Source organism: Stenotrophomonas sp. 21LCFQ19, from assembly GCF_056861425.1.
Genome location: NZ_JBSPUF010000019.1, coordinates 36,318 through 62,153 on the forward strand (window position 1 = coordinate 36,318; position 25,836 = coordinate 62,153).

Below are 25,836 nucleotides of genomic sequence, written 5' to 3' on the forward strand. Positions count from 1 at the left end.
CAACCCGTTGCAAGCCCCGCCCAATCCACCACATTCCCCGTCGCTGAAAGGAATACCCATGCTTCATATGCAATCCGTCTCCAAGGTCTTCCGTACCGAGCAGGTCGAAACCCATGCGCTGCGTTCGCTGGACCTGCATGTGCGCGAAGGCGAATTCGTCGCGGTCACCGGCCCCTCGGGCTCGGGCAAGACCACCTTCCTCAACATCGCCGGCCTGCTGGAAACCTTCACCAGCGGCCAGTACCTGCTTGATGGCCAGGACGTCAGCCACCTCGGCGACGACGCCCGCTCGCGCCTGCGTAACCAGAAGATCGGCTTCATCTTCCAGGGCTTCAACCTGATCCCCGACCTCAACCTGTTCGACAACGTCGATGTGCCGCTGCGCTACCGCGGCATGCCCTCGGCCGAGCGCAAGCAGCGCATCGAGAAGGCATTGAGCGACGTCGGCCTGGGCTCGCGCATGAAGCACTATCCGGCTGAACTGTCCGGCGGCCAGCAGCAGCGCGCCGCTATCGCCCGCGCCCTGGCTGGCAGCCCGCGCCTGCTGCTGGCCGACGAACCGACCGGCAACCTGGATACGCAGATGGCACGTGGCGTCATGGAGCTGCTGGAAGAGATCAACAGCCAGGGCACCACCATCGTCATGGTCACCCATGATCCGGAACTGGCTGCACGCGCCCAGCGCAACGTGCACATCGTCGATGGCCAGGCCACCGACCTGATCCGCGAGCCGGTGCTGGCACACGCCGCCCGCATCGCCGCCGTTGCCGACAACCAGGGCTGATCCCGCGCATGTCGCTGTTCGCCTACCACCTCCGCCAAGGCCTGCGCAGCCTGCGCCGCACCCCCGTGCTGACCGCACTGATGGTGCTGTCGATTGCGATGGGCATTGGCGCGTCGATGACCACGCTGACGGTGAAGCACCTGCTCTCGGGCGATCCACTGCCCGGGCGCAGTGGGCAGATCTATTACCCGCAGGTGGATGCATCGGCGCGCGGCGAGCGGGCGCGGCGCGAGCCATTGGACATGCTCGACTACACCTCGGCGACGGACCTGTGGCGTGACGGTCCAGCCGATCGCAAGGCTTTGGTGGTGGACAGCCCCGTCAAGTTATCCGCGCCTGCTAGCCAAGGGCCGGCGATGATGACCACGTTGCTGTCCACCACCGCCGATTTCTTCCCGATGTTCCAGGTGCCGATGGCCTACGGTGCCGGCTGGTCGGCCGAGGATGACCAACGCCGCGCCCGCGTGGCGGTGATCTCCTCGGAGTTGAACCAGCGCCTGTTCGACGGCAAGGACAGCACCGGCAAGATGCTGCGCATCCGCGACAGCGAAGTGCGCATCATCGGCGTGCTCAAACCGTGGCGCCCTTCCCCGCTGTTCTACACCGTCGCTGGCGGCCGCTTCGCGCAGGGCGACACCGCCGACTACTACCGGCAGGTCGAAGACGTAATGGTGCCGTTCTTCACCGGCCTGCAGATCAACGCCGGCAACTTCCGCCAGTTCACCTGCAACAAGCTGCCCGAGAAACCCGGCTACCTGGAAAACACCGATTGCGTGTGGCTGCAGCTGTGGGTGCAGCTGGACAGTGCAGCAAAGGTTGCGGCCTACCAGCAACACCTGCAGGGCTATGTGCAGCAGCAAGAGCAGTTGGGCCGCATCAGCCAGCCCGAGCTGACGCGCCTGCGCAGCCTGATGGAGTGGATGGACTACAACGGCGTGGTGCCGCGTGACGTCAAGCTGCAGGCGTGGATGGCACTGGCCTTCCTGGTGATCTGCCTGTTCAACACCATCGGCCTGCTGCTGGCCAAGTTCCTGCGTCGCACCGGCGAGATCGGTGTGCTGCGCGCCCTCGGTGCAACCCGCGCGATGGTGTTCCAGCAGTGCCTGATCGAGGCGGCGCTGATCGGCGTTGGCGGTGCAGTGCTGGGGCTGCTGTTCACCCTGGCCGGCTTGTGGAGCATCCGCCAGCAACCACTGGCCTATGCCGACATGGTGCAGCTGGACATGACCATGCTTGGCCTCACGTTCGCCACCGCGGTGGCCACCACCGTCCTCGCTGGACTGCTGCCGGCGCTGCGCGCCGCCCGCATCGATCCGGCCCTGCAGATCAAGGCGCTGTAAGCGATGACCCTGGACATCAAACCCATCATCAGCACGTTGTCGCGGCACCGCATCGCCGCCAGCCTGATCGTGCTGGAAATCGCACTGGCCTGCGCCGTGCTGTGCAATGCCCTGTTCCTGGCCGCATCGCGGATGGAACTGATCGGCATGAACAGCGGCGTCGACGAGGCCTCCATCGCAACACTCAGCCTGCTCGACTGTGACTCGTGCAGCGAGGTCGACATCAACAGCCGCTGGTTGCAGCAGCTGCGCGGCCAGGCCGGCGTGCAGGCGGTAGGCGTCCTCAATGCCGTACCGTTCGGCCAGCGCGCCGGCACCGCCGGCGTCTCGCTGGATCCGGAAGGCAAGCACCATGGTGGCGTGCCGCATTTCTACACGATGGACGCAGGTGCCATCGATGCCTTGCAGTTGAAGCCGGTGCAGGGCCGCATGTTCAGCGACGCCGACTACCAGCCGGTGGAGAACTTCCTGCCGACGCACGCCCAGGTCTGGATCACCCAGGCCTTTGCCAAACACCTGTGGCCGGGCCAGGACCCACTGGGCAAGCAGCTGTGGATGGGCGACTACCAGCTCACCGTGGCCGGCGTGCTGGCGCACTTCTCGCGCCCGGACCCGGGCCGCAGCGAGAACGGCCTGGCCGGCATGGAGTGGTCGGTGATCGTGCCGGTCACCACCGATGCGCAGGCCGGCACCTATGTGATCCGCGCCAACCCGCGTGACCTGCAACGCATCGTCAGCGACGCCGTCGCCGCCGCGCCCAAGGTCACGCCGGAGGCAATCATCTCCGCCGACTACAGCAAGCCGCTGCAGGAACTGCGCGAGGTCTACTTCCAGCAGGACCGCAGCATGACCCGCCTGCTGCTGGGCATCTGCCTGGTGATGCTGCTGGTCACCGCGCTGGGCATCATCGGCCTGGCCAGCTTCTGGGTGCAGCAACGCACCAAGCAGATCGGCGTGCGCCGCGCACTGGGCGCGACCCGCCGCCAGATCATCAGCTACTTCCAGACCGAGAACCTGCTGCTGACCAGCGTCGGCATCGTGCTCGGCATGCTGCTGGCCTACACCGGCAACCAGCTGTTGATGCATTACTTCGAAATTCCCCGGCTGCCGCTGTATTACCTGCCGCTGGGTGCCGTACTGCTGTGCTTGCTGGGCCAGGCCGCCGTCATCGGCCCCGCCCTGCGCGCTGCTTCCATCCCGCCCATCGTCGCCACGCGCAGCGCCTGAGCTGCCAAGGATCGTCCATGTTCAGTTACTACTTCAAACTTGCGCTGCGCAGCTTCGGCCGCAACAAGATCCTGACCGCACTGATGGTGTTGGCCATCGCGCTCGGCATCGGTGCGGCGATGACCACCTTGACGGTGTTCAAGGTGCTCTCCGGCGACCCGATCCCGCACAAGAGCGATCGCCTGTTCTATGTGCAGCTGGATCCCTACACCAAGGAAGGCTACAAGCCGGGCGAAGAGCCCGAGATGCAGATGACGCGCTTCGACTCCGAAGAACTGCTGCGGCAGAAGAAGGCGCCGCGCCAGGCAATGATGACCGGCGGCGGCGGCATCGTCGATCCGCGCATCGACGCACTCAAGCCCTTCAGCATCAGCATGCGTTACACCTCGGCCGACTTCTTCCCGATGTTCGATACGCCGTTCGCGTTCGGCCAAGGCTGGAGCAGCGACGAGGACCAGGGCCGCAGCCGCGTCGCGGTGATCAGCGACACCCTCAATGACAAGTTGTTCAAAGGCGAAAACAGCGTCGGCAAGGAAGTGCTGGTCGAAGGCAATGCCATGCGCATCGTCGGTGTGCTCAAGGAGTGGAAGCCTGCTCCCAAGTTCTACGACCTGTACTCGGGCAAGTTCGACTCCGAGGAGGATGTCTACCTGCCCTTCAGCACCGCACTGGAACTCAAGCTGGGCCGCAATGGCAGCATGAACTGCTTCGGCCGCGAGCTGGTCAATGACGCCACCGCACTGAACGTGCCGTGCTCGTGGATCCAGTACTGGGTCGAGCTGAACTCGCCCGGCGATGCCAAGGACTTCAAGGCCTACCTGGACAACTACTCCGAGCAGCAGCGCGCTGCCGGCCGCTTCGAGCGCCCGGCCAACACCCGCCTGCGTGATGTCATGGACCTGATGGAATACCGCAACGCGGTGCCGGGCGACGTGCGCCTGCAGATGTGGCTGGCCTTCGGCTTCCTGCTGGTCTGCCTGGTCAATACCGTTGGCCTGCTGCTGGCAAAGTTCCTGCGTCGCAGCGGTGAGATCGGCGTGCGCCGTGCACTGGGCGCCAGCCGCGCCGAAATCTTCAAGCAGTGCCTGATCGAGGCCGGCACGATTGGCCTGGCCGGCGGCCTGCTCGGTCTGGTGTTCGCTCTGTTTGGCCTGTGGGCGGTACGCCAGCGGCCGGCCGAGTACGCCTCGCTCGCCCACCTGGATGGCTCGATGCTGCTGGTCACCTTCGCCCTGGCGGTGCTGGCCAGCATGCTCGCCGGCATCCTGCCTGCCTGGCGCGCCATGCAGGTAACCCCGGCATTGCAGCTCAAGAGCCAGTAACGCCATTACCCCCTCCCTTGCGCAACGCGCAGGGGAGCGCCGGGGAGGGGTGCTTTGGCAGTTGCTCTCGCCCTCGCCTCTCCCAACCAAACCCCATTCCCAGCTCCACGCTTCCCCGGAGAAACCTCATGGAAATCCGCCCCATCCTCTCCACGCTGTCGCGGCACAAGACAGCCGCCGCACTGATCGTGCTGGAGATCGCGCTGAGCTGCGCCATCATCTGCAACGCACTGTTCATCGTGTCGCAGCGCATCGACTCCATGCAGCTGGCAAGTGGCATCGATGACAACCACCTGATCGAAATCGGCCTGAGCGGCATTGGTGAGCAGGTTGATGCCGACGCCCGCACTGCCGAGGACATCGCCTCGCTGCGCGGCATCCCCGGCGTCGAGAGCGTGGCCATCGTCAACCAGCTGCCGTTCCAGGGCGGCTCCTGGAACACCTCGCTGGCAGCCACCGCGGAGCCCGAAGCGCAGTCGATCAATGGCGCCCAGTACATGGTCGGCGAGAACGCGCTCAAGACCCTGGGAGTCAAGCTGGTCGCCGGCCGCGATTTCAATGCCGATGAATACCAGAGCAGCGATGTACTGGAGAAGGTGGAAGACCTGGGCAAGCTGAAAGCACCGGCCATCCTCACCGAAGCCATGGCCAAGCAGTTCTTCCCGGACGGCAATGCGGTGGGCAAGACCCTGTACATGGCGAACATCCCGGTGACCGTGGTGGGCGTGGCGCAGACCCTGCTGCGGCCGAACATGCAGAACAACAACCGCACGTATTCGATCATCTTCCCGATCCGCATGAACTTCTCCAATGGCGGCCGCTACATCCTGCGCGTCACCGAGCAGGGACGCCGTGATGAGGTGTTGAAGCAGGCATTGGCGACGCTGGACAAGAACGATCCCAACCGCCTGGTCTGGACCAAGCAGACCGTTGAGGAGAAGCGTGCCAAGAACTTCGCCAATGACCGCGACATGATTGGCCTGCTGCTGATCGTCAGTGGCCTGTTGTTGCTGGTAACCGCGCTGGGCATCATCGGCCTGGCCAGCTTCTGGGTGCAGCAGCGCACCAAACAGATCGGCATCCGTCGTGCGCTGGGTGCCACCCGCGCGCAGATCCTGCGTTACTTCCAGACCGAGAACTTCCTGCTGGCCGGTATCGGCATCGTGGTTGGCATGTTGCTGGCCTACCTGCTCAACCAGTGGCTGATGGGTCGCTACGAGCTGCCGCGCCTGCCGCTGCTGTACCTGCCGGTGGGTGCGGTGCTGCTGTGGCTGCTGGGCCAGATCGCGGTGTTCGGCCCGGCCCGCAAGGCAGCATCGATTCCACCGGCGGTAGCCACACGCAGCACCTGATACGTCAGTTCAAGGAAGGAACATGTTCGGTTATTACCTGCAATTGGCGTGGCGCGGCTTCGGCCGCAACAAGGTGCTGACCACCTTGATGGTGCTGACCATCGCGGTCGGCATCGGCGCGACCATGACCACCCTTGGCCTGTACTTCGTCTTGTCGGGGGATCCGATTCCACGCAAGAGCCAGCAGCTGTTCTACCCGCAGCTGGAACCGCGCAGCCTGGGCAAGGACGCCACGCTGGAATCGGACCCGCTGGAGCAGATGACCCGCTATGACGCCGAAGAGTTGTTGCGGCAGAAGCGCGCTGACCGCCAGGCGGTGATGACGGCCGGCTCGGTGACGGTGATGCCCGCAGGCAACACCGCACAGCCGTTCCGGGCGATGGCGCGCTACACCTCGGCGGATTTTTTCCCGATGTTCGAGGTGCCACTGGCAGCAGGCAACGCATGGAGTGCCGCCGAGGATGACAGCCGTGCGCTGGTGGCGGTCATTGACCGCAAGCTGGCGCAGCGGCTGTACGGCAGCGAGGACGTGATCGGCAAGGAGCTACGCCTGCCACAGGGCGTGTTCCGCGTGGTTGGGTTGCTTGGCAACTGGAAGCCCACGCCGCGCTTCTACGACCTGACCAGCCAGCGTTATGGCGGCAACGAACAGGTGCTGCTGCCGTTCTCCACCTCGCGCACCCTGAGGCTCGATACCCAGGGCAACATGAACTGCTGGGGCAGCAGCGATGACGGCGAAGGCAACCGCGGCCTCACCGCACCCTGTGCCTGGCTGCAGTACTGGGTGGAGCTGGACACACCGGAGAAGGCACGCGATTACCTGAAATACCTGGCCGACTATTCCGATACCCAGCGTGCCAGCGGCCGCTTCGAACGCCCCACCAATGTGCGCCTGCATGATGTGATGGGTTGGCTGGACTTCAACCGCATCGTGCCCAACGACGTGCGCCTGCAGATGTGGCTGGCCTTCGGCTTCCTGCTGGTCTGCCTGATCAACACGGTCAGCCTGCTGCTGGCCAAGTTCCTGCGCCGCAGCGGCGAGATCGGCGTCCGCCGATCACTGGGCGCTTCACGCGCGGACATCTTCAAACAATGCCTGACCGAAGCCGGCTTCATCGGCCTGGCCGGCGGCGTACTGGGGCTGGGTTTTGCGGCAATCGGCCTGTGGCTGATCCGCCAGCAACCGGACGAGTACGCAAAGTTGGCGCAGATGGACCTCACCACCCTGTGGATGACCTTCGTGCTGGCAGTTGGCGTGAGTCTGGTCGCCGGACTGTTGCCGGCCTGGCGGGCCATGCAGATTCCTCCCGCACTTCAGCTCAAGAGCCAGTGACACGGTGGCGCTGAATCCACCGCGTCAGCAACGGCAGCCCTCGCCGCCACGGAGAACACCTTTGGACATCCGCCCCACCCTGTCGATGCTGTCCCGCCAGAAGATTGCCGCACTGCTGGTCGTGTTCGAGATCGCGATCAGCTGCGCCATCATCTGCAACGCGGTCTTCATCATCAGCAACCGCGTTGCACAGCTACAGCTGAAAAGCGGCGTGGCCGAGGACGAGCTGGTCTACCTGGCCACCAGCAGCCTGCTGCCGGACGTCAACTACGATGCGCTGCGCAAGCAGGACCTGGCCGCACTTGCCGCCGTCCCCGGCGTAAAGGCAGTCAGCAGCATCAACCAGATCCCGTATGGCAGCAACGTCTGGGGCTCGGGCATACGCCTGCAGCCGAACCAGACACGCCCGACGGTACATGCCACCAATTACATGGACGACGGCCAGTTGCTGCCGACCTTTGGGCTGCAACTGCGCGAGGGCCGCGGCTTCAAGCCCGACGAGTACCTGGAGAACAGCGCTTTTGCAGGTGGCGATGCCGATCCTGTCGTACCCAGCGTGCTGTTGAGCCATTCGCTGGCCAAGTCCCTGTTCCCGGATGGGAACGCGGTGGGCAGCAACATCTATGTCTGGGGCAGCAAGCCGACCCAGGTCGTGGGCGTGATCGATGACCTGCTGGCACCCGGCGAAGCTGGCGAGTTCAGCAGCCGCTTCGACAGCATGGTGTTCCCGGTCCGCGTCTCCAACGGTGCCTATGCGCTGCGTACCAGCCCCGAGCAGCGCGAGGCCGTGCTGAAGGCCGCCATCGCCGCGTTGAACAAGGCCGATCCCAACCGCATCATCGAGGAACAGGGCACCGTGTCGCGCATGCGTGACGCCTTCCAGCACCGTGATCGCTCGGTGATCTGGCTGTTGCTTGCGGTCTGCATCGCGCTGCTGGCGGTAACCGCCTTCGGCATCGTCGGCCTTGCCAGCTTCTGGGTGCAGCAACGCACGCGCCAGATCGGCATCCGCCGCGCCCTGGGTGCAACCCGCAAGCACATCCTGCGCAATTTCCAGCTCGAGAACCTGCTGCTGAGCAGTGCCGGCATCATCGTGGGGCTGATCCTGGCCTATGCGCTGAACATGTTCCTGATGAGCCGGTACGAACTGCCACGCCTGCCGCTGGTGTATCTGCCGGTGGCAGCGGTGCTGTTGCTGCTGCTGGGGCAGATCGCCGTGCTTGGGCCCGCGCGTCGCGCAGCGGCCGTGCCACCGGCGGTCGCCACCCGCGCTGCCTGATCCTCTTCCACTGTTTCCCGGAGTCGCCCGATGAAAACCAAGCTGACCTACCTGCTGCTGATGCTGTGCTCGCTGCCGATGGTCCCCGCGCACGCCGCTGACGCCGACCATGCCAGCCTGCACGACACCATCGCCGCACTCGACCGCGGCATGTTCGACAGCTTCAACCGCTGCAGCGATCCGGCCCAGTTCGAGAAGCATGCTGGCTATTTCGATGCGGCGGTCGAGTTCTACCACGACAATGGCGGTGTCACCTGGACCCGCGATGCCATGCTGGCGAGCACCCGCAAGCATGCCTGCGGCAACTACACCCGGCAGTTGCTGCCAGGCACGCTGCAGGTATTCCCGATCAAGGACTTCGGCGCCATTGAACAGGGCCAGCACCAATTCTGCGATCTGAAGGGCGAACACTGTGATGGCGTGGCCGACTTCGTCATCATCTGGCGCCTGCGCGATGGCCAATGGCAGGCCACCCGAGTATTGAGTTATGCACACCGCGCAGCAGCCGGAGAGCCAGCGCGATGAACTACACGCTGGAAACCGGACTGCGTGGTTGCATCCGCCACCCAAGGACGATGGCACTGGTCGTACTCACACTTGCCTTGGGCCTGGCCTCGGTGATGACCATGCTGACGCTGTTGTCGGTATTGGCCGCCGACCCGCTGCCCGGCATCAGCCAGAACCTGCACCTGGCTTGGGCAGACTCGCGCGAGGTGGCAAAAAGTGGTGAAAGCGACAGCTACGGTGACGGTTCGCCAGTGCCGCCGCTGTGGAAGCTGGCCGACGTACAGGCAATGCGCCAGCTACGCCCGGATGTCCCGCAAGTGGCCTTGCTCACTGCCCCGCTGACCGTCAGCAACACCGACAACACGCTCAGCAAGAACGTTTCGACCAGCCTCGCCATCGGCCCGATGCTGCAGGTATTCGGCGTGCCGCTGCGCTACGGGCGCTCCTGGACTGCGGAAGAAGAGGCCGCGCGCACGCCGGTAGTGATCATCAGCCGCGCACTCAGCCAACACCTGCTGGGGCGCGAAGACGGCACCGGCTCCGAGATCCGTGTGGGCAAGCACAACTTCCGCGTCATCGGCATCAGTGAGCGTTGGGCGCCACGCCCCCGCCCGCATTTCCTGCCTTCAAACAATGCCGGTTGGGACGGCGATGGCGATGAGCTGTTCGCACCCGCCGAGGCGGTGCTGGCGTCAAGCGCAGAGATCACCAGCACCCGCATCTGCGATGGCAACGGCTTCGGCGGCTTCCGCTTCGATCAGATCGATACCCAGCAATGCCGCTGGCTGGTGCTGTGGGCGGAATTGAAGGATGCACAGCAGCGCGACAACTACGCACAAAGCCTGCAGAGCTTTGCTGCCGATCGTCATGCCGCTGGCATCTTCGTGCGCGCACCCAACACCCGCCTGCAGTCGATGGCGCAGTGGTTGCACACCAATCGCGTGGTGCCGGACAGCGTGCGCTTGAACCTGTGGCTTGCAGCGGGCTTGTTGGTGTTGTGCCTGGTCAATGTTGCCGGCCTGCTGGCAGCGCGCTTCCTGCGCCGTGCCGGTGAGCACGGCGTGCGCCGGGTGCTGGGTGCGCCGCGCGGCGCCATCATCGCCGCCTGTCTGGTCGAGTCCACCCTGGCAGGCTTGCTGGGCGGATTGATGGCGTTGCCGCTGACGCTGGGCGGCCTGTGGCTGATGCGGCAACAAGGTGAAGCCTACTCATCACTGGCCCGGCTCAGCCCTGCGCTGTTTGCGGGCCTGCTGTTGATGGCGGTTGTGACTGGCGTGGTCGTTGGACTGCTACCCGCCATCCGTGCCGCGCGTCAGGAACCCGCGTTGCAGGTCAAAACCCTATGAACAAGGCCAAGGCATGAATCCCCTGCTCTCCTCCATGCGCCGCCAGCCGCTGATGCCGTGGTTGATCGTGCTGCAGATCACCGTGGCCTGCGCCATCCTCTGCAATACCCTGTTCCTCCTCGCACAACAGGCCGGGCCGTTGTTGATCGACGACGGCATCGCCGACAAGGAGGTCATCGTCATCGACCAGATCGTGCGCCCGGATGGCAACTGGACCGCCGCACAAGCCAGCGCTGGTGCCGATGCACTGGCAGCGATTCCCGGCGTGAAGCGTGCCACCGCCGTGGTCGGCGCACCGATGCGCGAGACCTTGACCATGGTCTACGACCTGAAGTCAGCCAACGGCCCCACAGTGCAGGCCAGCGGCTTCATTGGAACCAAGCTGATCGACACGCTTGGCCTGCAGCTCAGCCGTGGCCGCGACTTCCTCGCCGACGAATACGCCGACCTGCAGCTCGGCGATGACGCCAACACCGCCAGCACGCCCATCATCATCACCGAGGCTCTGGGCCGGACTTTGTTCGATGGCAATCCGGTCGGGCAGGCGCTCACCTCTGGCGATGGCAGCAGCCACTATGTAGTCGTCGGTGTTGTCGCCCACCTGCTGCGCTACCAGCTCAGCGAGTTGGACGACGGCAAGGCCGAGTACGCCATCCTGTTGCCGCGACGCCCAGCGGGCCTGCCACTGCTGAGCTTCGTGGTACGCGCCGAGGCCGATCAGCGCGATGCGGTGATCAAGGCCGCGCCTGGCGTACTGCAGACGGTCTATGCCGGACAGATGGCAAAGAGCTTCAACCCGGTCGTGTCCAGTTACGAGCAGTTGCGCAGCAACGGCATGCGCAACCGCCGCGCAGCGGTATGGCTGCTGCTCACGGTCAACGCGGTTGTCGCCACCATCACCCTGATCGGCATCGCCAGCCTCAGCGGCTACTGGATACAGCAGCGCACCCGCCAGATCGGCATCCGCCGCGCCCTCGGTGCCACCCGCAGCCAGGTGATGCGCCACTTCCTCGCCGAGAACCTGCTGCTGACCGTCGGTGGGCTGCTGATCGGCTTGCTGCTGGCGTTGCTGATCAACCAGTGGTTGATGCAGCATTACGAGCTGCCACGGCTGCCATGGGCCTATCTGCTGGTTGCCGGCGGCTTGATGCTGTTGCTTGGGCAAGTAGCGGTTGCGGCACCGGCGCGGCGTGCCGCACGGTTACCACCTGCCAGCGCGACCCGCAGCGTGTAATGTGCTGACTTCAGCGTCCGCGCTGCGTCCCCTTATCTTCTTCTGCGACAACTGATGCCACAGATCCTGATCATCGACGACAACACCGCCGTGGCCACCGCGCTGGACGTGCTGTTCTCCCTGCACGACATCGACACGCGCCACGCCACCTCGCCCGAGCAGGGCCTGGCGATGCTGGCCGAACATGAATTCGATCTGGTCCTGCAGGACATGAACTTCACCGCCGACACCACCTCCGGCGAAGAAGGCCAGGATCTGTTCCGGCGCATCCGCCAGGCGCATCCGGACCTGCCGGTGATCCTGCTGACCGCCTGGACGCACCTGGACAGCGCGGTGGAGCTGGTCAAGGCCGGTGCCTCCGACTACCTGGCCAAGCCCTGGGATGACGGCCGCCTGCTGACCACGGTCAACAACCTGCTGGAACTGGCCGAGGCGCGGCGCGAGCTGGCCCGCCGTCGCGCCCGCGAGCAGCGCCAGCAACAGGCCCTGCACGATCGCTACGACCTGCGTGGGCTGGTGTTCGCCGACCCGTCCAGCGAGCGCATCATCGCCCTCGCCTGCCAGGTCGCGCGCTCGGAACTGCCGGTGCTGATCACCGGCCCCAACGGTGCCGGCAAGGAAAAGATCGCCGAGATCATCCAGGCCAATTCGGCGCACAAGAAAGGTCCTTTCGTCGCGCTGAACTGCGGCGCCATTCCCTCCGAACTGATCGAAGCCGAACTGTTCGGTACCGAGGCCGGCGCCTATACCGGTGCCAACAAGGCCCGCGAGGGCAAGTTCGAGGCAGCCGATGGCGGCACCTTGTTCCTGGACGAAATCGGCAACCTGTCGCTGACCGGACAGATGAAACTGCTGCGCGTACTGGAAACCGGGCGCTTCGAGCGGCTGGGCTCCAACCGCGAGCGGCAGGTGAAGGTGCGCGTTGTCAGCGCCACCAATGCCGACCTGCCGGCGATGATCCGTGCGGGCAGCTTCCGCGAAGACCTGTATTACCGGCTCAATACCGTCGAGCTCAGCCTGCCGCCGCTCGCCGAACGGCGCGAGGACATCCTGCCGCTGGCGCAATACTTCCTTGCCGATGGCAAACCGCTGTCGGCACCGGCCTTGCAGGCGCTGCAGCGCCACAACTGGCCGGGCAACGTACGCGAACTGCGCAATGTGATCCAGCGCGCCGCCCTGCTCGCACAGGGCCCGCGTATCGAAGTCGCCGACCTGAACCTGCCACGCGCGCCTGCACGCCCCACCGCACCGGCAGACGAGCCCGATCGCGAACACATTGTCAGCGCCCTGGAACGCGCTGGTGGCGTCATCGCCCAGGCCGCCGCCGAGCTGGGTTTGAGCCGGCAGGCACTGTACCGCCGCATGGACCGCCACGGCATTCCGCGCGAATGAGCAGCCATCAGTGAAAACGCGCTCCTTCACCTTCACCCTGTTCCTGCGCCTGCTGCCGGTGCTGGCACTTGCTGCGGCCCTGCCTTGGTTCCTGGCCTACTGGATGGACCGCGGCTGGGTGGTGGTATGCGTTTCCACCGTGTTCCTGCTGGCTGCGATGTGGTGGGCGTTGAGCCGCGCCACCGCACCGATCCGTTCGCTGCTGCGAGCACTGGCCGGCACCACCAGCAGTTACCGCGACGGCGAGTTCAATTTCGGCGTGCATTGGCGCGGCCACGATGAGTTCGCACAGCTGGTGCAGGCGCACGCCGAATTGGGCGATGTACTGCGCGAACAGCGGCAATCGCTGGTGCAGCGCGAGCTGCTGCTCGACACCATGGTGCAGAACACGCCGGTGGCGATGCTGCTGTTGACCGATGGTGGCGATGGCGTACAGCGCGTGACCTTCTCCAACACTGCGGCACGCAAGCTGCTGCATGGTGGCTGGAAGCTTGAAGGTCAGCGCATGCACGAGTTGCTGGAGAACATGCCGATCGAGCTGCGCAATGCCATTGCCCGCGGCGGCGACAGTCTGTTCGCGGTGCGTGATCCGGATGCGGCCGAAGACGATGATGACGACGAGCAGATCTACCACCTGTCGCGTCGTGCCTTCCATTTGAATGGCCGCCCGCATGAGTTGTTGCTGCTGCGCCTGCTCACCGCCGAGTTGCGCCGCCAGGAAGTGCAGACCTGGAAGAAGGTGATCCGCGTGATCAGCCACGAGCTCAATAACTCCCTGGCACCGATTGCCTCATTGGCGCATTCCGGCGCCGAGCTGGTGCGACGTGGCCGCCATGATCGCCTTGAAGATATCTTCGGCACGGTGGAAGAACGCGCCCGTCACCTGGAAGGTTTCATCCGCGGCTACGCACGCTTCGCCAAGCTGCCGCAGCCACAGCTGCAGACCGTAGCCTGGAGCCAGTTCCTGCATGGCCTGCAGCAGCAGATCAGCTTCCGCATGGCGCCGATGGTCGACGAGCAGTACAGCCGCCTGGATCAATCGCAGTTTTCGCAGGCCCTGCTGAACCTGCTGAAGAATGCGCACGAAGCCGGTGCTGACAATGGCGCGCCGGATGACTCGGTGGAAGTGCGCATCGCGCGACTGCCCAACTGGCTGCGCATCGAGGTATTGGATCGCGGCACCGGCATGAACGAAGCGGTACTGCAGAATGCCTTGATGCCGTTCTATTCAACCAAGCGCAATGGCACCGGGCTTGGCCTGGCCTTGACCCGCGAGATCATCGAGGCACATGGCGGTCGCATCTCCCTGCAGAACCGCAAGGACGGCGGCCTGTGCGTGGCGATCCTGCTACCGCATGACTAAGCGAATGTTGTTGCGGTTGTGGGAGCGGCGTAAGCCGCGAAGCTGACACCACATCAGCGCCCGCACCACCGGTTATCTGAAACTATCCTGGCTTCGCGGCTTACGCCGCTGCTACAAATCGGTGGGGTCACGGGGAAAGTCTTGCCGAGCATGGCTCGGCACTACGCCCCCTCCCTTTTGCGCGGCAAAGGGGAGGGTTGGGGAGGGGTTGGCTTTACCGCCGTTGATGTTGCACCGGCTTCGCGGCTCATGCCGCTCCCACAAGAAGCGGTTTGCGGCTACGGCAAGATTCGCAGCATCGCCAACCGCAACTCCATTGGAAAGCCAGCTGCTGCCTCGGCCGCCATTACTTCGCGCATATCTGCACTCCAGTCCTGCGACGGCCATTCACTGAAGCCCTCGCTGGCATAGAAGGGTGCATTCCAGGCCACATCGCTCAAGGTGGTGAGCACCGCCCGGTGATATCCGGACGCCCTCGCCTGCTGCAACGCGTGCCGCAGCAAGGCACGGCCCAGGCCTTTGCGGCCGTGCGCCGGAGCTACATCCATCTGCTGGATGTGGAAATCCTCATCGAGCGCACCTGCCATCAGGTAGCCGGCCAGCTCCTGCTCGCTGGCAACCACCCACAGCATTCCACGCTGCCAGGCCAGTTCGAACAACGCGGGCTCGGTTGGACTCACTGCAAATACCTTCGCAACAGGATGTCCACGCAGGCGTTCACCCGCCTGCGCTTCTATCCGCGGCAGCAGCGCGAGCTCATCGCGCTGCGCCAACCTGGGCTCAGGACTTTTTGACAGGACGCGTCCAGCCTTCAATCGTCTGCTGGCGTGTGCGCGCCACAGTCAATTGCCCCGCCGGCGCGTTGCGGGTGATCACCGAACCGGCACCAATGGTGGCGCCGTCCTCGAGCGTCAGCGGCGCCACCAGCGAGCTGTTGGAGCCGACAAACACCTTGTCACCAATCGTGGTCTGGAACTTGTTCACGCCATCATAGTTGCAGGTGATGGTGCCGGCGCCAATGTTGGTGCCGCTGCCAATCACCGCATCACCGAGATAGGTGAGGTGATTGGCCTTGCTGCCCTTGCCCAGCGTGGTCTTCTTGGTTTCCACGAAATTGCCCACGTGCACGCCATCGGCCAACACCGTGCCCGGGCGCAGGCGTGCGAACGGTCCAATCTGGGCCGCGCCTTCGCTGATCACGCCTTCCAGATCGCAGTGCGGACGCACTTCGGTGCCAGCACCGAGCTTGACGTCCTTGAGCCGCACGAAGGCACCGATGCTGACGCCATCGCCCAGCTCGACCTCGCCTTCCAGAATGACGTTGGCATCGATCTGCACATCGCGACCGACCTTGACCGTACCGCGCTGGTCAAAGCGCGACGGATCCAGCAGGCGCGCACCCTGTTCGCACAGTGCCTTGGCTGCACGCAGCTGCCAGGCCCGTTCCAGCTGTGCCAGTTGCCAGGGATCGTTCGCACCCTCGGCTTCCTGCGCATCGGCAACCAGCACCAGTTCAGCCGGCGCATATTCATCGGCAGCCGAGGCAAACACGTCGGTCAAGTAGTACTCGCCCTGCGCGTTGCTGTTCGACAGACCCGACAGCCAGCGGCGCAGCGCGGTGGATTCGGCGGTGATGATGCCGGTGTTCACCGTGCGGATGCGCTTCTGTTCGTCGCTGGCGTCCTTCTGCTCGACGATGGCCGCGACCTTGCCTTCGGCATCACGGACGACGCGGCCGTAGCCGCTGGGGTCATCCAGCTCAGCCACCAATACCGCCAGACGCGGGCCGTTGTGCAACAGTGCACCCAGGGTCTGCGCGCGCATCAGTGGCACATCGCCGTACAGCACCAGTACCTGCGCGGTGTCTGGTACATCGGGCATCGCCTGCTGCACGGCATGCCCGGTGCCCAGCTGCTGGCTCTGTTCGGCCCACAGCAGGTCCTGCTGATCGGCAAACGCGGCACGCACAGCCTCTCCACCATGACCGTAAACCACGTGGATGCCAGCCGGCTGCAGTTCGCGCGCAGTGGCAATCACGTGGGCCAACATCGGTTGCCCGGCGATAGGCTGCAGCACCTTGGGCAACAGCGATTTCATGCGTTTGCCGGCGCCGGCGGCGAGAATGATGACGTGCAGCGGCTGGGTCATGCTTACAGCTTCCTTCGAGGTTCTCTGGATTCTAAGCGCAAGGGGGTAGCATTGCAGGCTATTCGCCGGAGCCCGCTACATCCATGAGTCTATTCCGCCAAGGCACCCAGTTCATCATCATCGGCCTGGCACAGCTGGCGTTGGACTGGGGGGTATTTGTTGCCGTGACGGCTCTTGGCATACCCGTCGCACCCAGCAACCTGCTTGGGCGGATCAGTGGCGCGTTGCTTGGCTTCTGGCTCAACGGCCGCTACACGTTTGCCACCCAAGGCGAACAGCGTCATGGCTGGAAACGCTTTGCGCGCTTCTGGGTGCTTTGGCTGCTGATGACCGTGATCAGTACCGGACTGATCGACTGGGTCGCGCAATCGCTTGGCCTGCAGTATGCGTGGCTGGCCAAGCCCGTGGTCGAGCTGGGGCTGGCGGTGGTGAGCTTCTTCGCGCTACGCCATGTGGTCTATCGCTGAACAGGCTTTTGTAGTGCCGAGCCATGCTCGGCATAGGCGCTCTTCTGTAGTGCCGAGCCATGCTCGGCAGAGGCTTTACCGGCAATGCCCCTTGCCGAGCGTGGCTCGGCGCTACAGGTTGGCTTTACTGGTAGAGCCTCTGCCGAGCATGGCTCGGCACTACAAAAGCATGCGCAAAAAAAACGCCGGCGTTGGCCGGCGTTTTTCTTGATGCTGCTGCAATCCTCAGTGCTTGAGGTTGCGGCGCAGGCGCTCCAGGGCTTGCAGCTGGGCGGTGACTTCGGCCAGCTTCTGCTGAGCCTCGGCCAGTTCCATGGCTTCGCCACGGTGTGCCAGCACGCGCTCTGCTTCTTCCTTGGCCTTGCGCACCGATGCTTCATCGATGTCGCTGGCGCGGATGGCAGTGTCGGCCAGCACGGTAACGACCTGCGGCTGTACTTCCAGGATGCCGCCGGAAATGGCGAAATCCAGTTGCTCGCCTGCAGCGGTGGTGACCACGACCTTACCCGGCTTCAGACGGGTGATCAGCGGTGCGTGCTTGGGCGCGATGCCCAGCTCGCCCAGCTCACCGGTGGCCACGACCAGGGTCGCTTCGCCGCTGAAGATCTGCTGCTCGGCACTGACGATGTCGCAACGGATGGTGCTCATGGATCTCTCTTCGCCTGGTTGGGTGGGCCTGCGCCCACCGCAGGTTGCCGCGTGGGCGGAGCGTGCTCCGCCCTACGTGGTTATTAGGCCTTCTCAGCCATCTTCTTGGCCTTCTCGACCGCTTCTTCGATGCCGCCGACCATGTAGAACGCCTGCTCCGGCAGGTGGTCGTATTCGCCATCGACGATGGCCTTGAAGCCACGGATGGTGTCCTTCAGCGGCACGTACTTGCCCGGCGAGCCGGTGAACACTTCGGCCACGTGGAACGGCTGGCTGAAGAAGCGCTCGATCTTACGGGCGCGCGACACGGCTTCCTTGTCTTCCTGGGACAGTTCGTCCATGCCCAGGATGGCAATGATGTCCTTCAGTTCCTTGTACTTCTGCAGGGTCTGCTGGACGCGCTGTGCGGTGTCGTAGTGCTCGGTACCGATGACCTGCGGGTCCATCTGGCGCGAGGTCGAGTCCAGCGGATCCACGGCCGGGTAGATACCCAGCGAGGCGATCGAACGCGACAAGGTCACGGTCGAATCCAAGTGGGCGAACGTGGTGGCCGGCGACGGATCGGTCAAGTCATCGGCGGGCACGTACACGGCCTGGATCGAGGTGATCGAGCCGGACTTGGTCGAGGTGATGCGCTCCTGCAGGACGCCCATTTCCTCGGCCAGGGTCGGCTGGTAACCCACGGCCGACGGCATACGGCCCAGCAGTGCCGACACTTCGGTACCGGCCAGGGTGTAGCGGTAGATGTTGTCGACGAACAGCAGCACGTCCTTGCCCTTGCCACTGGCGTCCTTCTCATCACGGAAGTACTCCGCCATGGTCAGGCCGGTCAGTGCAACGCGCAGACGGTTGCCCGGCGGCTCGTTCATCTGGCCGTACACCATCGCCACCTTGTCGAGGACGTTGGAGTCCTTCATTTCGTGGTAGAAGTCGTTGCCCTCACGGGTACGCTCACCCACGCCGGCGAACACGGACAGACCGCTGTGCGCCTTGGCGATGTTGTTGATCAGCTCCATCATGTTGACGGTCTTGCCGACGCCGGCGCCGCCGAACAGGCCGACCTTGCCGCCCTTGGCGAACGGGCACATCAGATCGATGACCTTGATGCCGGTTTCCAGCAGCTCGGTCGAGGAAGACTGGTCTTCATACGACGGGGCCGAACGGTGGATTTCCCAGCTGTCCGACGCCTGCACCGGGCCGGCTTCGTCGATCGGGCGACCCAGCACGTCCATGATGCGGCCCAGGGTGCCAGCGCCGACCGGCACCGAGATGGCGCGGTTGGTGTTGGTGGCAACCAGGCCACGCTTCAGGCCGTCGGTCGAGCCCAGCGCAATCGCGCGGACGATACCGTCACCCAGCTGCTGCTGTACTTCCAGCGTGATTTCGGTGTTGTCGACCTTCAGCGCGTCGTACACCTTCGGCACGTCGGTGCGCGGGAATTCGACGTCGACGACCGCGCCGATGATCTGAACGATCTTGCCCTGACTCATTGCTGCATCCTCTAAATGTGTGCTGTTGACTGCGCGCGTTAGACCGCTGCCGCGCCGCTGACGATTTCGGAGATTTCCTGGGTGATCGCTGCCTGGCGGGCCTTGTTGTAGACCAGCTGCAGGGTTCCGATCATCTTGTTCGCGTTGTCGCTTGCCGCCTTCATCGCCACCATGCGAGCTGCGTGCTCGGAGGCAACATTCTCCAGCACCGCCTGATACACCAACGATTCGATGTAGCGGGTGATCACGTGCTCAAGCACGGTTGCCGCGTCAGGCTCGTACAGGTAATCCCAGTCGTGCGAAGCCACCTGCTTTTCGGCGGCCGGCAACGGCAGCAGCTGGTCGAAGCTGGCCTTCTGCGTCATCGTGTTGATGAAGCGGTTGTAGACCAGGTAGACGCGGTCAACCTTGCCTTCGGTGAAGGCATCCAGCATGACCTTGATCACGCCGATCAGCGTTTCCAGCTTGGGCTGGTCGCCGATGTTGGCCACCGAGGCGGCCATGTTGACGTTGACGCGACGGAAGAACGCGCCGGCCTTCTGGCCAACGGTCACCACGTCGATCTCGGCGCCCTTGTCCTGCCAGTCGCGCATTTCCGCGACCGTCTTGCGGAACAGGTTGTTGTTCAGGCCGCCGGCCAGACCGCGATCGGAGGAGATCACGATGTAACCCACGCGCTTGACCTGCTCACGCTCGACCAGGAACGGGTGCTGGAAATCGGTGCTGGCCTGGGCCAGGTGACCGATCACCTGCTTCATCGCCTGCGCGTACGGACGCGAGGTCTTCATCCGATCCTGCGCCTTGCGGATCTTGGAGGCCGAGACCATTTCGAGCGCGCGCGTCACCTTGCGGGTGTTCTGCACGCTCTTGATCTTGGTTTTGATTTCGCGTCCGCTTGCCATCTCTTATTCCCGTAGAGCGGGGCTATGCCCCGCTTTATCAGTGTGAAGCGGAGCAAGGCTCCGCTCTACATACGCTCTTACCAGGTGCCGGTGCTCTTGAAATCGGCGATGCCCTTCTTGAAGGCAGCTTCGATATCGTCGTTCCAGGCGCCGGTGCTGTTGATCTTGGCGGTCAACTCACCTGCGGTGTTGGCGAAGTGGGCGTGCAGGCCGGCTTCGAACGAGAGCAGCTTGTTGACCGGCACGTCGTCGAGGAAGCCTTCGTTGACGGCGTAGATCGACAGCGCCTGGTCGGCGATCGACATCGGTGCGTACTGCTTCTGCTTCATCAGCTCGGTGACGCGCTGGCCGCGCTCCAGCTGCTTGCGGGTGGCTTCGTCAAGGTCGGAAGCGAACTGCGCGAACGCAGCCAGCTCACGGTACTGGGCCAGCGAGATACGAATACCGCCGGACAGCTTCTTGATGATCTTGGTCTGGGCCGAACCACCGACGCGCGACACCGAGATACCGGCGTTGACGGCCGGACGGATACCGGCGTTGAACAGGTCGGTTTCCAGGAAGATCTGGCCGTCGGTGATCGAGATAACGTTGGTCGGAACGAACGCGGAAACGTCGCCAGCCTGGGTTTCGATGATCGGCAGTGCGGTCAGCGAACCGGTCTTGCCGGTGACGGCGCCGTTGGTGAACTTCTCGACATACTCTTCCGACACGCGAGCTGCGCGCTCGAGCAGGCGGGAGTGCAGGTAGAACACGTCACCGGGGTAGGCTTCGCGGCCCGGCGGGCGCTTCAGCAGCAGCGAGATCTGGCGGTAGGCAACAGCCTGCTTGGACAGATCGTCGTACACGATCAGGGCGTCTTCGCCGCGGTCCATGAAGTACTCACCCATGGTGCAGCCAGCGTAGGCGCTGATGTACTGCATCGCAGCCGATTCGGAAGCGGTGGCAGCCACGACCACGGTGTGGGCCAGGGCGCCGTTCTCTTCCAGCTTGCGCACGATGTTGGCAACGGTCGAGGCCTTCTGGCCGATCGCTACGTACACGCACTTGATGCCGGTGCCCTTCTGGTTGATCACGGCGTCGATCGCCATGGCCGTCTTACCGGTCTGGCGGTCACCGATGATCAGCTCGCGCTGGCCACGGCCGATCGGGATCATCGAGTCGACCGACTTGTAACCGGTCTGTACCGGCTGGTCGACCGACTTGCGCCAGATCACGCCCGGAGCAACGCGCTCCACCGGAGCGGTCAGCGCGGTGCCCAGCGGACCCTTGCCGTCGATCGGCTCACCCAGCGCGTTGACAACGCGGCCGAGCATTTCCGGGCCAACCGGCACTTCCAGGATGCGGCCGGTGGTCTTGGCCACGTCGCCTTCGCGCAGGTTCTGGTAGTCGCCCAGGACCACGGCGCCGACCGAGTCGCGCTCCAGGTTCAGTGCCAGGGCAAAGGTGTTGTTCGGCAGTTCGATCATTTCGCCCTGCATCACGTCGGCCAGACCGAAGATGCGCACGATGCCGTCGGACACGCTGGTGACGGTGCCTTCGTTGCGCGATTCCGCGGACAGGGCGACCTTCTCGATGCGGGTCTTGATCAGTTCGCTGATTTCAGAGGGGTTGAGCGTGGTAGCCATCGTCAAGTCCTAGTGCCGGCTTGTGGCCGGACGGTAATGTGAATTCAGTGTGCGAGCGCGGTCTGCAGGCGTGACAGCTTGCCCTTGAGCGAGCCATCGATGACCACGTCGCCGGCATCGATCACGGCGCCGCCGATCAGCGAAGCGTCCACCGCGGTCGATACCTCGACGTCGCGGCCGAAGCGCTTGCGCAGCGCAGCCTTGATCTTTTCCAGCTCGTCGCCCGACAGCTCGGCTGCCGAGGTCACGGTGGCCTTGACCACGTGTTCGGCTTCAGCGCGCAGCTGCTCGAACAGACCGGAGATTTCCGGCAGCTGCTGCAGGCGGCGGCCTTCGGCCAGCAGGGACAGGAAGCGACCGTAGGTCTCGCTGGTCGCGTCCGGAGTCAGCAGGGCGACGGCATCGCCGCGGCTCAGCTGCGGATTCGACAGCAAGGCCGACACGCGCGGATCGGCTGCAACGCGGGCGGAGAACGCAAGCGCGTCCGACCACGGCGCGAACTTGCCTTCGTCACGCGCAATCGCAAACGCGGCGCGGGCGTACGGGCGGGCAAGCGTGAGGGCCTGGCTCATCGATCAGATCTCCGCAGCCAGCTCGTCGAGCAGCGCCTTGTGGGCGTTGGCATCGATTTCGCGCTTGAGCAGCTTTTCGGCGCCGGTCACGGCCAGGGCAGACACCTGCTTGCGCAGATCTTCACGGGCACGGTTGGCGGCAGCGTCGATTTCAGCCTGGGCCAGGTCTTTCTGGCGGGTGGCTTCGGCGATGGCTTCGTTCTTGGCGGCTTCAACGATCTGGTTCGCACGGGCATGCGCCTGGTCGATGATCTCGTTGGCCTTGCCACGGGCTTCTTTCAGTGCCTCGTTGACCTTTACTTCCGCCTGCGCCAGGTCTTTCTGGCTGCGGTCTGCAGCGGCCAAGCCCTCAGCGATCTTCTGCTGGCGCTCTTCAATGGCCTTCAACAACGGCGGCCAGATCTTGGTCGCGATGATCCAGATCAGCAACGCAAAGGCCAAGGCCTGTGCAAAGAGGGTGAGATTGATATTCATGATTAGCTCGATCGCTGGTGTCGGGGGTGGCTGCGCCGCCGTGGCGGCGCAACCGAACCTTCATCCGAAGTCGGGTGCCGACAGGCACCCGACCGTCTCACTGCAGCTGGATCAGCCTGCCAGCTTGGCGGCTTCGGCCAGCAGGGCAGCAGCCAGCGGGTTTGCGAAGGCCAGCAGCAGGCCAACGGCGACCGAGATGATGAACGCGGCGTCGATCAGGCCGGCGGTGATGAACATGCGGACCTGCAGGACCGGGATCAGTTCCGGCTGGCGAGCGGCCGACTCCAGGAACTTACCAGCCATGATGGCCAGACCGAGGCCAGCGCCCAGTGCGGCCAGGCCGATCATGATGCCGACGGCAAGGGCGGTGGAGCTCTGAACTTGGGCGAGGTTGGTCAGGACGGCGAAGTACATGGTTATCTCCAGGAACTTTAAGTAGCTAAGGGTGATGAAACGGATGAAGGTTGAAACTGGGTGAAGCTTGTAACTTTAGTGACTGTCTTCCGACAGGCTCAAGTACACGATGGTCAACATCATGAAGATGAAGGCCTGCAGCGGGATCACCAGCAGGTGGAACAGCATCCAGCCAAAGCCGAACACGCCACCAGCAACGGCACCGAACACGCCGGCACCGCCCAGCACCCAGATCAGCAGGAAAACGATTTCGCCGCCGAACATGTTGCCGAACAGTCGCATCGCCAGGGAGATCGGCTTGCTCAGCCACTCGACGATGTTGAGGATCAGGTTGAACGGCATCATCCACTTGCCGAACGGAGCCGTCAGGAATTCCTTGACGAAACCGCCGATGCCCTTGGACTTCAGCGCGAAGAAGATCATCAGGATGAACACGCTGATCGACATGCCCAGGGTGGCATTGACGTCGGCGGTCGGCACCGGCTTCCAGTAGTGGATGCCTGCCAGCTCCAGCGGCTTGGCGATGAAATCGGCCGGGATCATCTTGATGAGGTTCATCAACAGGATCCAGAAGAAGATGGTGATCGCGATGGGCGTGATCAGCTTGCTCTTGCCGTGGTAGGTGTCCTTGGCCTGGCGGTCAACGAACTCCAGGCAGATTTCAACGAACGCCTGCCACTTGCCCGGCACACCGGCCGTGGCCTTGCGGGTTGCCATCCAGAAGGCGAACACCATCAGCAGGCCCATCAGGACCGCGGTGACGATGGTATCGACGTGGATCATCCAGAAACCACCGCCCTCACCGACCGGAGCGGTCAGATTCTGCAGGTGATGCTGGATGTACGTGGTAGGAGTTAGAGCCTCGCCCGCCATGTGTCCGGAACCTTTATGAGTGAATCAACGTCTGGCCAGAGCCAGAACCTGGAACATCAGCGCCACTGGAATTGCCGCCAGCAGCGCCAAAGGAGGAAGTCGCCACCAGAAAAAAGCCATTCCCAGTACGGCAACAATCAGCACAATTTTCAGCACGAACCCCAGGAACAGGCGGATCATTGCTGAACCAGCGGCCTGAACGCCGCCACCGAGCCCTACCCACGCGGCCAGCGCCGTCCCTGCTACCACCGCCAGGCCCGATACAAGGGCGCCCAGCGCATGCTTTGGCCCCACGAAGAGGAAGGCCAGAGCCAGGACCACCACTGCGGCCAGCGGGTATACCGCGGCGCGCAACATCAGTCGCCGACCCGCGTCAACGGAGTTCAGCACGTCAAAGTGTCCTGCTTCAGGTAAAGGGAAGAGCCGAATCGCGCAAAGGCGTCTCGTCGAGCCGCGAAAGTATAACAGCGGGACAATTTGCGAGACAACCGGCATTTGTCCCCATTTGACTATGCAAGTGGCCGCAATATCACGTTTTTTCCCCCGCTGCCCAAGCAACGGCCCAGGTCTCGGGACAATAAATATTGCGTCGCAACACGGGAACTTCCCACTGCCCCGCCGGTCAGACAGCTGCAGTCGGCAATCCGCTACCTCGTCGGGTGGGTGCGCGGACTCGGGTGAGGTGGTGCCGCACGCCCTCGGCGGCACCACCTCACCGCAATTGATCCGCGTCTACACATTGCCTGCACGCTGCGCTCACCGTTCTCTACATCGAATCGGCGATGGTCAGTTGCTCCAAAGCAACAAGCAGGCAACGGCATGCGCAATCCCCGCTTCATTCTCGCACTTGCTCCGTGCGCACTCTCACTCGCTCTGGTCCACGCGCAGGCCGCGCACGCCGCTGAAGGCGATCCGCGCTTCACCCTGCGGCTGGGCGCGATGAACATCGATACCGACAACACCATCCGCGGCAGCACCACTGTTGCCGGCCAGGACGTGGATCTGTCGGAGGACTTCAGCCTGGGCGGCAAGGAATGGGAGCCACGCATCGACGGCCTGTTCCGCATCAGCGACCGCCAGCGCCTGATCTTCGATTACTTCAAGTACGACAAGGACCGGCGCGAGACACTGGACGAAGGCATCAGCTGGGGTGACACCACGGTACCCGCAGGCAGCTTCGTGAAGGGCGAGTTGAAGTACCAGGTCGCAACGTTGGTCTACGACTACTCGGTCGTCGATGGTGATCGTTTCGATTTCGGCCTGCAGCTCGGCGCCGAATACGCAAAGATCAGCGCCGATGCTTACGCCGATGTAGGCGATGTCTACCAGGGCCGCTTCCTCAACGAGAAAGCCGATGGCATCGCGCCGGTGGTTGGCGCACGCCTGACCTTCACCCCCTCGGAGAACTGGCTGATCAACCTGCAGGGCCAGTACCTCAACACACGCTGGGGCAACTTCGATGACTACGAAGGCGACCTGAGCCGCGCCAATGCGATCGTGCAGTACAACGTCAACAAGAACTTCGGCATCTTCGTCGGCTATGACTGGTTCAAGCTGGACGTGGACCAGAAAGGCAGCGACGGCGTGATCGGTTTGAAGCAGGAATTCAAGGGTCCGGTTGCCGGCGTGAGCCTGTCGTTCTGACGCGCCACCTGTAGTGGGGGGGGGGGGGGGGGGGGGGGGGGGGGGGGGGGGCGCGGGGCGGGGGGGGGGGGGGGGGGCGGGGCGGGCGGAACCCAGGCAA

General features: G+C 63.9%; 25 protein-coding genes. 14 read left to right on the forward strand and 11 right to left on the reverse strand.

What is annotated here, in order from left to right:
* The first annotated feature begins 58 nt into the window (after positions 1-58).
* From AC13FW_RS17940 to AC13FW_RS17995, 12 genes are all read left to right on the forward strand, one after another.
* The gene (locus AC13FW_RS17940; RefSeq protein WP_296247631.1) at positions 59-784 is read left to right on the forward strand and encodes an ABC transporter ATP-binding protein; all 726 of its coding nucleotides are present in this window, start codon (positions 59-61) and stop codon (positions 782-784) included.
* A 14-nt stretch (positions 785-798) separates the two neighbouring features.
* Complete coding sequence (locus AC13FW_RS17945; RefSeq protein WP_482989990.1) at positions 799-2,124, forward strand: ABC transporter permease; 1,326 nt, start codon at positions 799-801, stop codon at positions 2,122-2,124.
* A 3-nt stretch (positions 2,125-2,127) separates the two neighbouring features.
* Positions 2,128-3,351 carry an ABC transporter permease gene (locus AC13FW_RS17950; RefSeq protein ID WP_482989970.1) on the forward strand — a complete coding sequence of 408 codons (1,224 nt, stop codon included), beginning with the start codon at positions 2,128-2,130 and terminating at the stop codon, positions 3,349-3,351.
* Positions 3,352-3,368: 17 nt separating this feature from the next.
* A complete protein-coding gene (locus AC13FW_RS17955; protein ID WP_296247629.1) occupies positions 3,369-4,673 on the forward strand; it encodes an ABC transporter permease in 1,305 nt (434 codons plus the stop codon).
* A gap of 128 nt (positions 4,674-4,801) precedes the next feature.
* Positions 4,802-6,025 (forward strand): ABC transporter permease, encoded by a 1,224-nt coding sequence (locus AC13FW_RS17960; protein WP_482989971.1) that lies wholly within the window; start codon positions 4,802-4,804, stop codon positions 6,023-6,025.
* A gap of 22 nt (positions 6,026-6,047) precedes the next feature.
* Positions 6,048-7,358 carry an ABC transporter permease gene (locus AC13FW_RS17965; RefSeq protein WP_482989972.1) on the forward strand — a complete coding sequence of 437 codons (1,311 nt, stop codon included), beginning with the start codon at positions 6,048-6,050 and terminating at the stop codon, positions 7,356-7,358.
* A 61-nt stretch (positions 7,359-7,419) separates the two neighbouring features.
* Entirely contained in the window at positions 7,420-8,637 is a 1,218-nt protein-coding gene (locus AC13FW_RS17970) for an ABC transporter permease (RefSeq protein WP_482989973.1), read from the forward strand.
* 30 nt (positions 8,638-8,667) lie between these two features.
* Positions 8,668-9,162, forward strand: coding sequence for a nuclear transport factor 2 family protein (locus tag AC13FW_RS17975; protein ID WP_482989974.1), 495 nt, complete (start codon positions 8,668-8,670; stop codon positions 9,160-9,162).
* On the forward strand, positions 9,159-10,490 hold the full coding sequence (locus AC13FW_RS17980) for an ABC transporter permease (protein ID WP_482989975.1): 1,332 nt from the start codon (positions 9,159-9,161) through the stop codon (positions 10,488-10,490). The genes AC13FW_RS17975 and AC13FW_RS17980 overlap by 4 nt, the downstream gene beginning before the upstream one ends.
* 13 nt (positions 10,491-10,503) lie before the next feature.
* Positions 10,504-11,724, forward strand: a complete 1,221-nt coding sequence (locus tag AC13FW_RS17985; protein ID WP_296247614.1) for an ABC transporter permease — start codon at positions 10,504-10,506, stop codon at positions 11,722-11,724.
* 54 nt (positions 11,725-11,778) lie between these two features.
* Entirely contained in the window at positions 11,779-13,116 is a 1,338-nt protein-coding gene (locus AC13FW_RS17990; protein ID WP_296247612.1) for a sigma-54-dependent transcriptional regulator, read from the forward strand.
* A gap of 10 nt (positions 13,117-13,126) precedes the next feature.
* Complete coding sequence (locus tag AC13FW_RS17995; RefSeq protein ID WP_296247610.1) at positions 13,127-14,479, forward strand: sensor histidine kinase; 1,353 nt, start codon at positions 13,127-13,129, stop codon at positions 14,477-14,479.
* A 278-nt stretch (positions 14,480-14,757) separates the two neighbouring features.
* On the opposite strand, the gene AC13FW_RS18000 is transcribed toward AC13FW_RS17995, so the two are convergent.
* The gene (locus AC13FW_RS18000) at positions 14,758-15,159 is read right to left on the reverse strand and encodes a GNAT family N-acetyltransferase (protein WP_482989976.1); all 402 of its coding nucleotides are present in this window, start codon (positions 15,157-15,159) and stop codon (positions 14,758-14,760) included.
* A gap of 100 nt (positions 15,160-15,259) precedes the next feature.
* A complete protein-coding gene (glmU, locus tag AC13FW_RS18005; protein WP_282270576.1) occupies positions 15,260-16,627 on the reverse strand; it encodes a bifunctional UDP-N-acetylglucosamine diphosphorylase/glucosamine-1-phosphate N-acetyltransferase GlmU in 1,368 nt (455 codons plus the stop codon).
* Positions 16,628-16,710: 83 nt separating this feature from the next.
* Here glmU and AC13FW_RS18010 point away from each other — a divergent pair, with 83 nt between their 5' ends.
* Positions 16,711-17,094 carry a GtrA family protein gene (locus tag AC13FW_RS18010; RefSeq protein ID WP_282270578.1) on the forward strand — a complete coding sequence of 128 codons (384 nt, stop codon included), beginning with the start codon at positions 16,711-16,713 and terminating at the stop codon, positions 17,092-17,094.
* Between the two features lie 225 nt (positions 17,095-17,319).
* On the opposite strand, the gene AC13FW_RS18015 is transcribed toward AC13FW_RS18010, so the two are convergent.
* The 9 genes from AC13FW_RS18015 to AC13FW_RS18055 form a co-directional block, all read right to left on the reverse strand.
* Positions 17,320-17,742, reverse strand: a complete 423-nt coding sequence (locus AC13FW_RS18015) for a F0F1 ATP synthase subunit epsilon (RefSeq protein WP_282272805.1) — start codon at positions 17,740-17,742, stop codon at positions 17,320-17,322.
* Between the two features lie 83 nt (positions 17,743-17,825).
* Entirely contained in the window at positions 17,826-19,232 is a 1,407-nt protein-coding gene (atpD, locus tag AC13FW_RS18020; RefSeq protein WP_282272807.1) for a F0F1 ATP synthase subunit beta, read from the reverse strand.
* Between the two features lie 38 nt (positions 19,233-19,270).
* Positions 19,271-20,134, reverse strand: a complete 864-nt coding sequence (gene atpG, locus AC13FW_RS18025; protein WP_057626866.1) for a F0F1 ATP synthase subunit gamma — start codon at positions 20,132-20,134, stop codon at positions 19,271-19,273.
* 77 nt (positions 20,135-20,211) lie between these two features.
* Positions 20,212-21,759, reverse strand: coding sequence for a F0F1 ATP synthase subunit alpha (gene atpA / locus AC13FW_RS18030; protein ID WP_482989977.1), 1,548 nt, complete (start codon positions 21,757-21,759; stop codon positions 20,212-20,214).
* 44 nt (positions 21,760-21,803) lie between these two features.
* On the reverse strand, positions 21,804-22,331 hold the full coding sequence (locus tag AC13FW_RS18035) for a F0F1 ATP synthase subunit delta (RefSeq protein ID WP_296251135.1): 528 nt from the start codon (positions 22,329-22,331) through the stop codon (positions 21,804-21,806).
* 3 nt (positions 22,332-22,334) lie between these two features.
* Positions 22,335-22,805, reverse strand: coding sequence for a F0F1 ATP synthase subunit B (locus tag AC13FW_RS18040; RefSeq protein ID WP_296251133.1), 471 nt, complete (start codon positions 22,803-22,805; stop codon positions 22,335-22,337).
* Positions 22,806-22,916: 111 nt separating this feature from the next.
* Positions 22,917-23,219 (reverse strand): F0F1 ATP synthase subunit C, encoded by a 303-nt coding sequence (gene atpE / locus AC13FW_RS18045; protein WP_054661978.1) that lies wholly within the window; start codon positions 23,217-23,219, stop codon positions 22,917-22,919.
* 75 nt (positions 23,220-23,294) lie between these two features.
* Positions 23,295-24,092, reverse strand: a complete 798-nt coding sequence (atpB, locus tag AC13FW_RS18050; RefSeq protein WP_282273293.1) for a F0F1 ATP synthase subunit A — start codon at positions 24,090-24,092, stop codon at positions 23,295-23,297.
* A gap of 24 nt (positions 24,093-24,116) precedes the next feature.
* Positions 24,117-24,482, reverse strand: a complete 366-nt coding sequence (locus tag AC13FW_RS18055) for a hypothetical protein (protein ID WP_282273291.1) — start codon at positions 24,480-24,482, stop codon at positions 24,117-24,119.
* 429 nt (positions 24,483-24,911) lie between these two features.
* On the opposite strand from AC13FW_RS18055, the gene AC13FW_RS18060 reads away from it, so the two are divergent.
* Positions 24,912-25,736, forward strand: a complete 825-nt coding sequence (locus tag AC13FW_RS18060; protein WP_482989978.1) for a hypothetical protein — start codon at positions 24,912-24,914, stop codon at positions 25,734-25,736.
* The last annotated feature ends 100 nt before the right edge of the window (positions 25,737-25,836 follow it).

Coding starts and splice junctions, on each gene's coding strand:
- AC13FW_RS17940 (WP_296247631.1), top strand. CDS start 59: ATGCTTCATATGCAATCCGTCTCCAAGGTCTTCCGTACCGAGCAGGTC.
- AC13FW_RS17950 (WP_482989970.1), top strand. CDS start 2,128: ATGACCCTGGACATCAAACCCATCATCAGCACGTTGTCGCGGCACCGC.
- AC13FW_RS17955 (WP_296247629.1), top strand. CDS start 3,369: ATGTTCAGTTACTACTTCAAACTTGCGCTGCGCAGCTTCGGCCGCAAC.
- AC13FW_RS17960 (WP_482989971.1), top strand. CDS start 4,802: ATGGAAATCCGCCCCATCCTCTCCACGCTGTCGCGGCACAAGACAGCC.
- AC13FW_RS17965 (WP_482989972.1), top strand. CDS start 6,048: ATGTTCGGTTATTACCTGCAATTGGCGTGGCGCGGCTTCGGCCGCAAC.
- AC13FW_RS17975 (WP_482989974.1), top strand. CDS start 8,668: ATGAAAACCAAGCTGACCTACCTGCTGCTGATGCTGTGCTCGCTGCCG.
- AC13FW_RS17980 (WP_482989975.1), top strand. CDS start 9,159: ATGAACTACACGCTGGAAACCGGACTGCGTGGTTGCATCCGCCACCCA.
- AC13FW_RS17985 (WP_296247614.1), top strand. CDS start 10,504: ATGAATCCCCTGCTCTCCTCCATGCGCCGCCAGCCGCTGATGCCGTGG.
- AC13FW_RS17990 (WP_296247612.1), top strand. CDS start 11,779: ATGCCACAGATCCTGATCATCGACGACAACACCGCCGTGGCCACCGCG.
- glmU (WP_282270576.1), bottom strand. CDS start 16,627: ATGACCCAGCCGCTGCACGTCATCATTCTCGCCGCCGGCGCCGGCAAA.
- AC13FW_RS18010 (WP_282270578.1), top strand. CDS start 16,711: ATGAGTCTATTCCGCCAAGGCACCCAGTTCATCATCATCGGCCTGGCA.
- AC13FW_RS18015 (WP_282272805.1), bottom strand. CDS start 17,742: ATGAGCACCATCCGTTGCGACATCGTCAGTGCCGAGCAGCAGATCTTC.
- atpD (WP_282272807.1), bottom strand. CDS start 19,232: ATGAGTCAGGGCAAGATCGTTCAGATCATCGGCGCGGTCGTCGACGTC.
- atpG (WP_057626866.1), bottom strand. CDS start 20,134: ATGGCAAGCGGACGCGAAATCAAAACCAAGATCAAGAGCGTGCAGAAC.
- atpA (WP_482989977.1), bottom strand. CDS start 21,759: ATGGCTACCACGCTCAACCCCTCTGAAATCAGCGAACTGATCAAGACC.
- AC13FW_RS18035 (WP_296251135.1), bottom strand. CDS start 22,331: ATGAGCCAGGCCCTCACGCTTGCCCGCCCGTACGCCCGCGCCGCGTTT.
- AC13FW_RS18040 (WP_296251133.1), bottom strand. CDS start 22,805: ATGAATATCAATCTCACCCTCTTTGCACAGGCCTTGGCCTTTGCGTTG.
- atpE (WP_054661978.1), bottom strand. CDS start 23,219: ATGTACTTCGCCGTCCTGACCAACCTCGCCCAAGTTCAGAGCTCCACC.
- atpB (WP_282273293.1), bottom strand. CDS start 24,092: ATGGCGGGCGAGGCTCTAACTCCTACCACGTACATCCAGCATCACCTG.
- AC13FW_RS18060 (WP_482989978.1), top strand. CDS start 24,912: ATGCGCAATCCCCGCTTCATTCTCGCACTTGCTCCGTGCGCACTCTCA.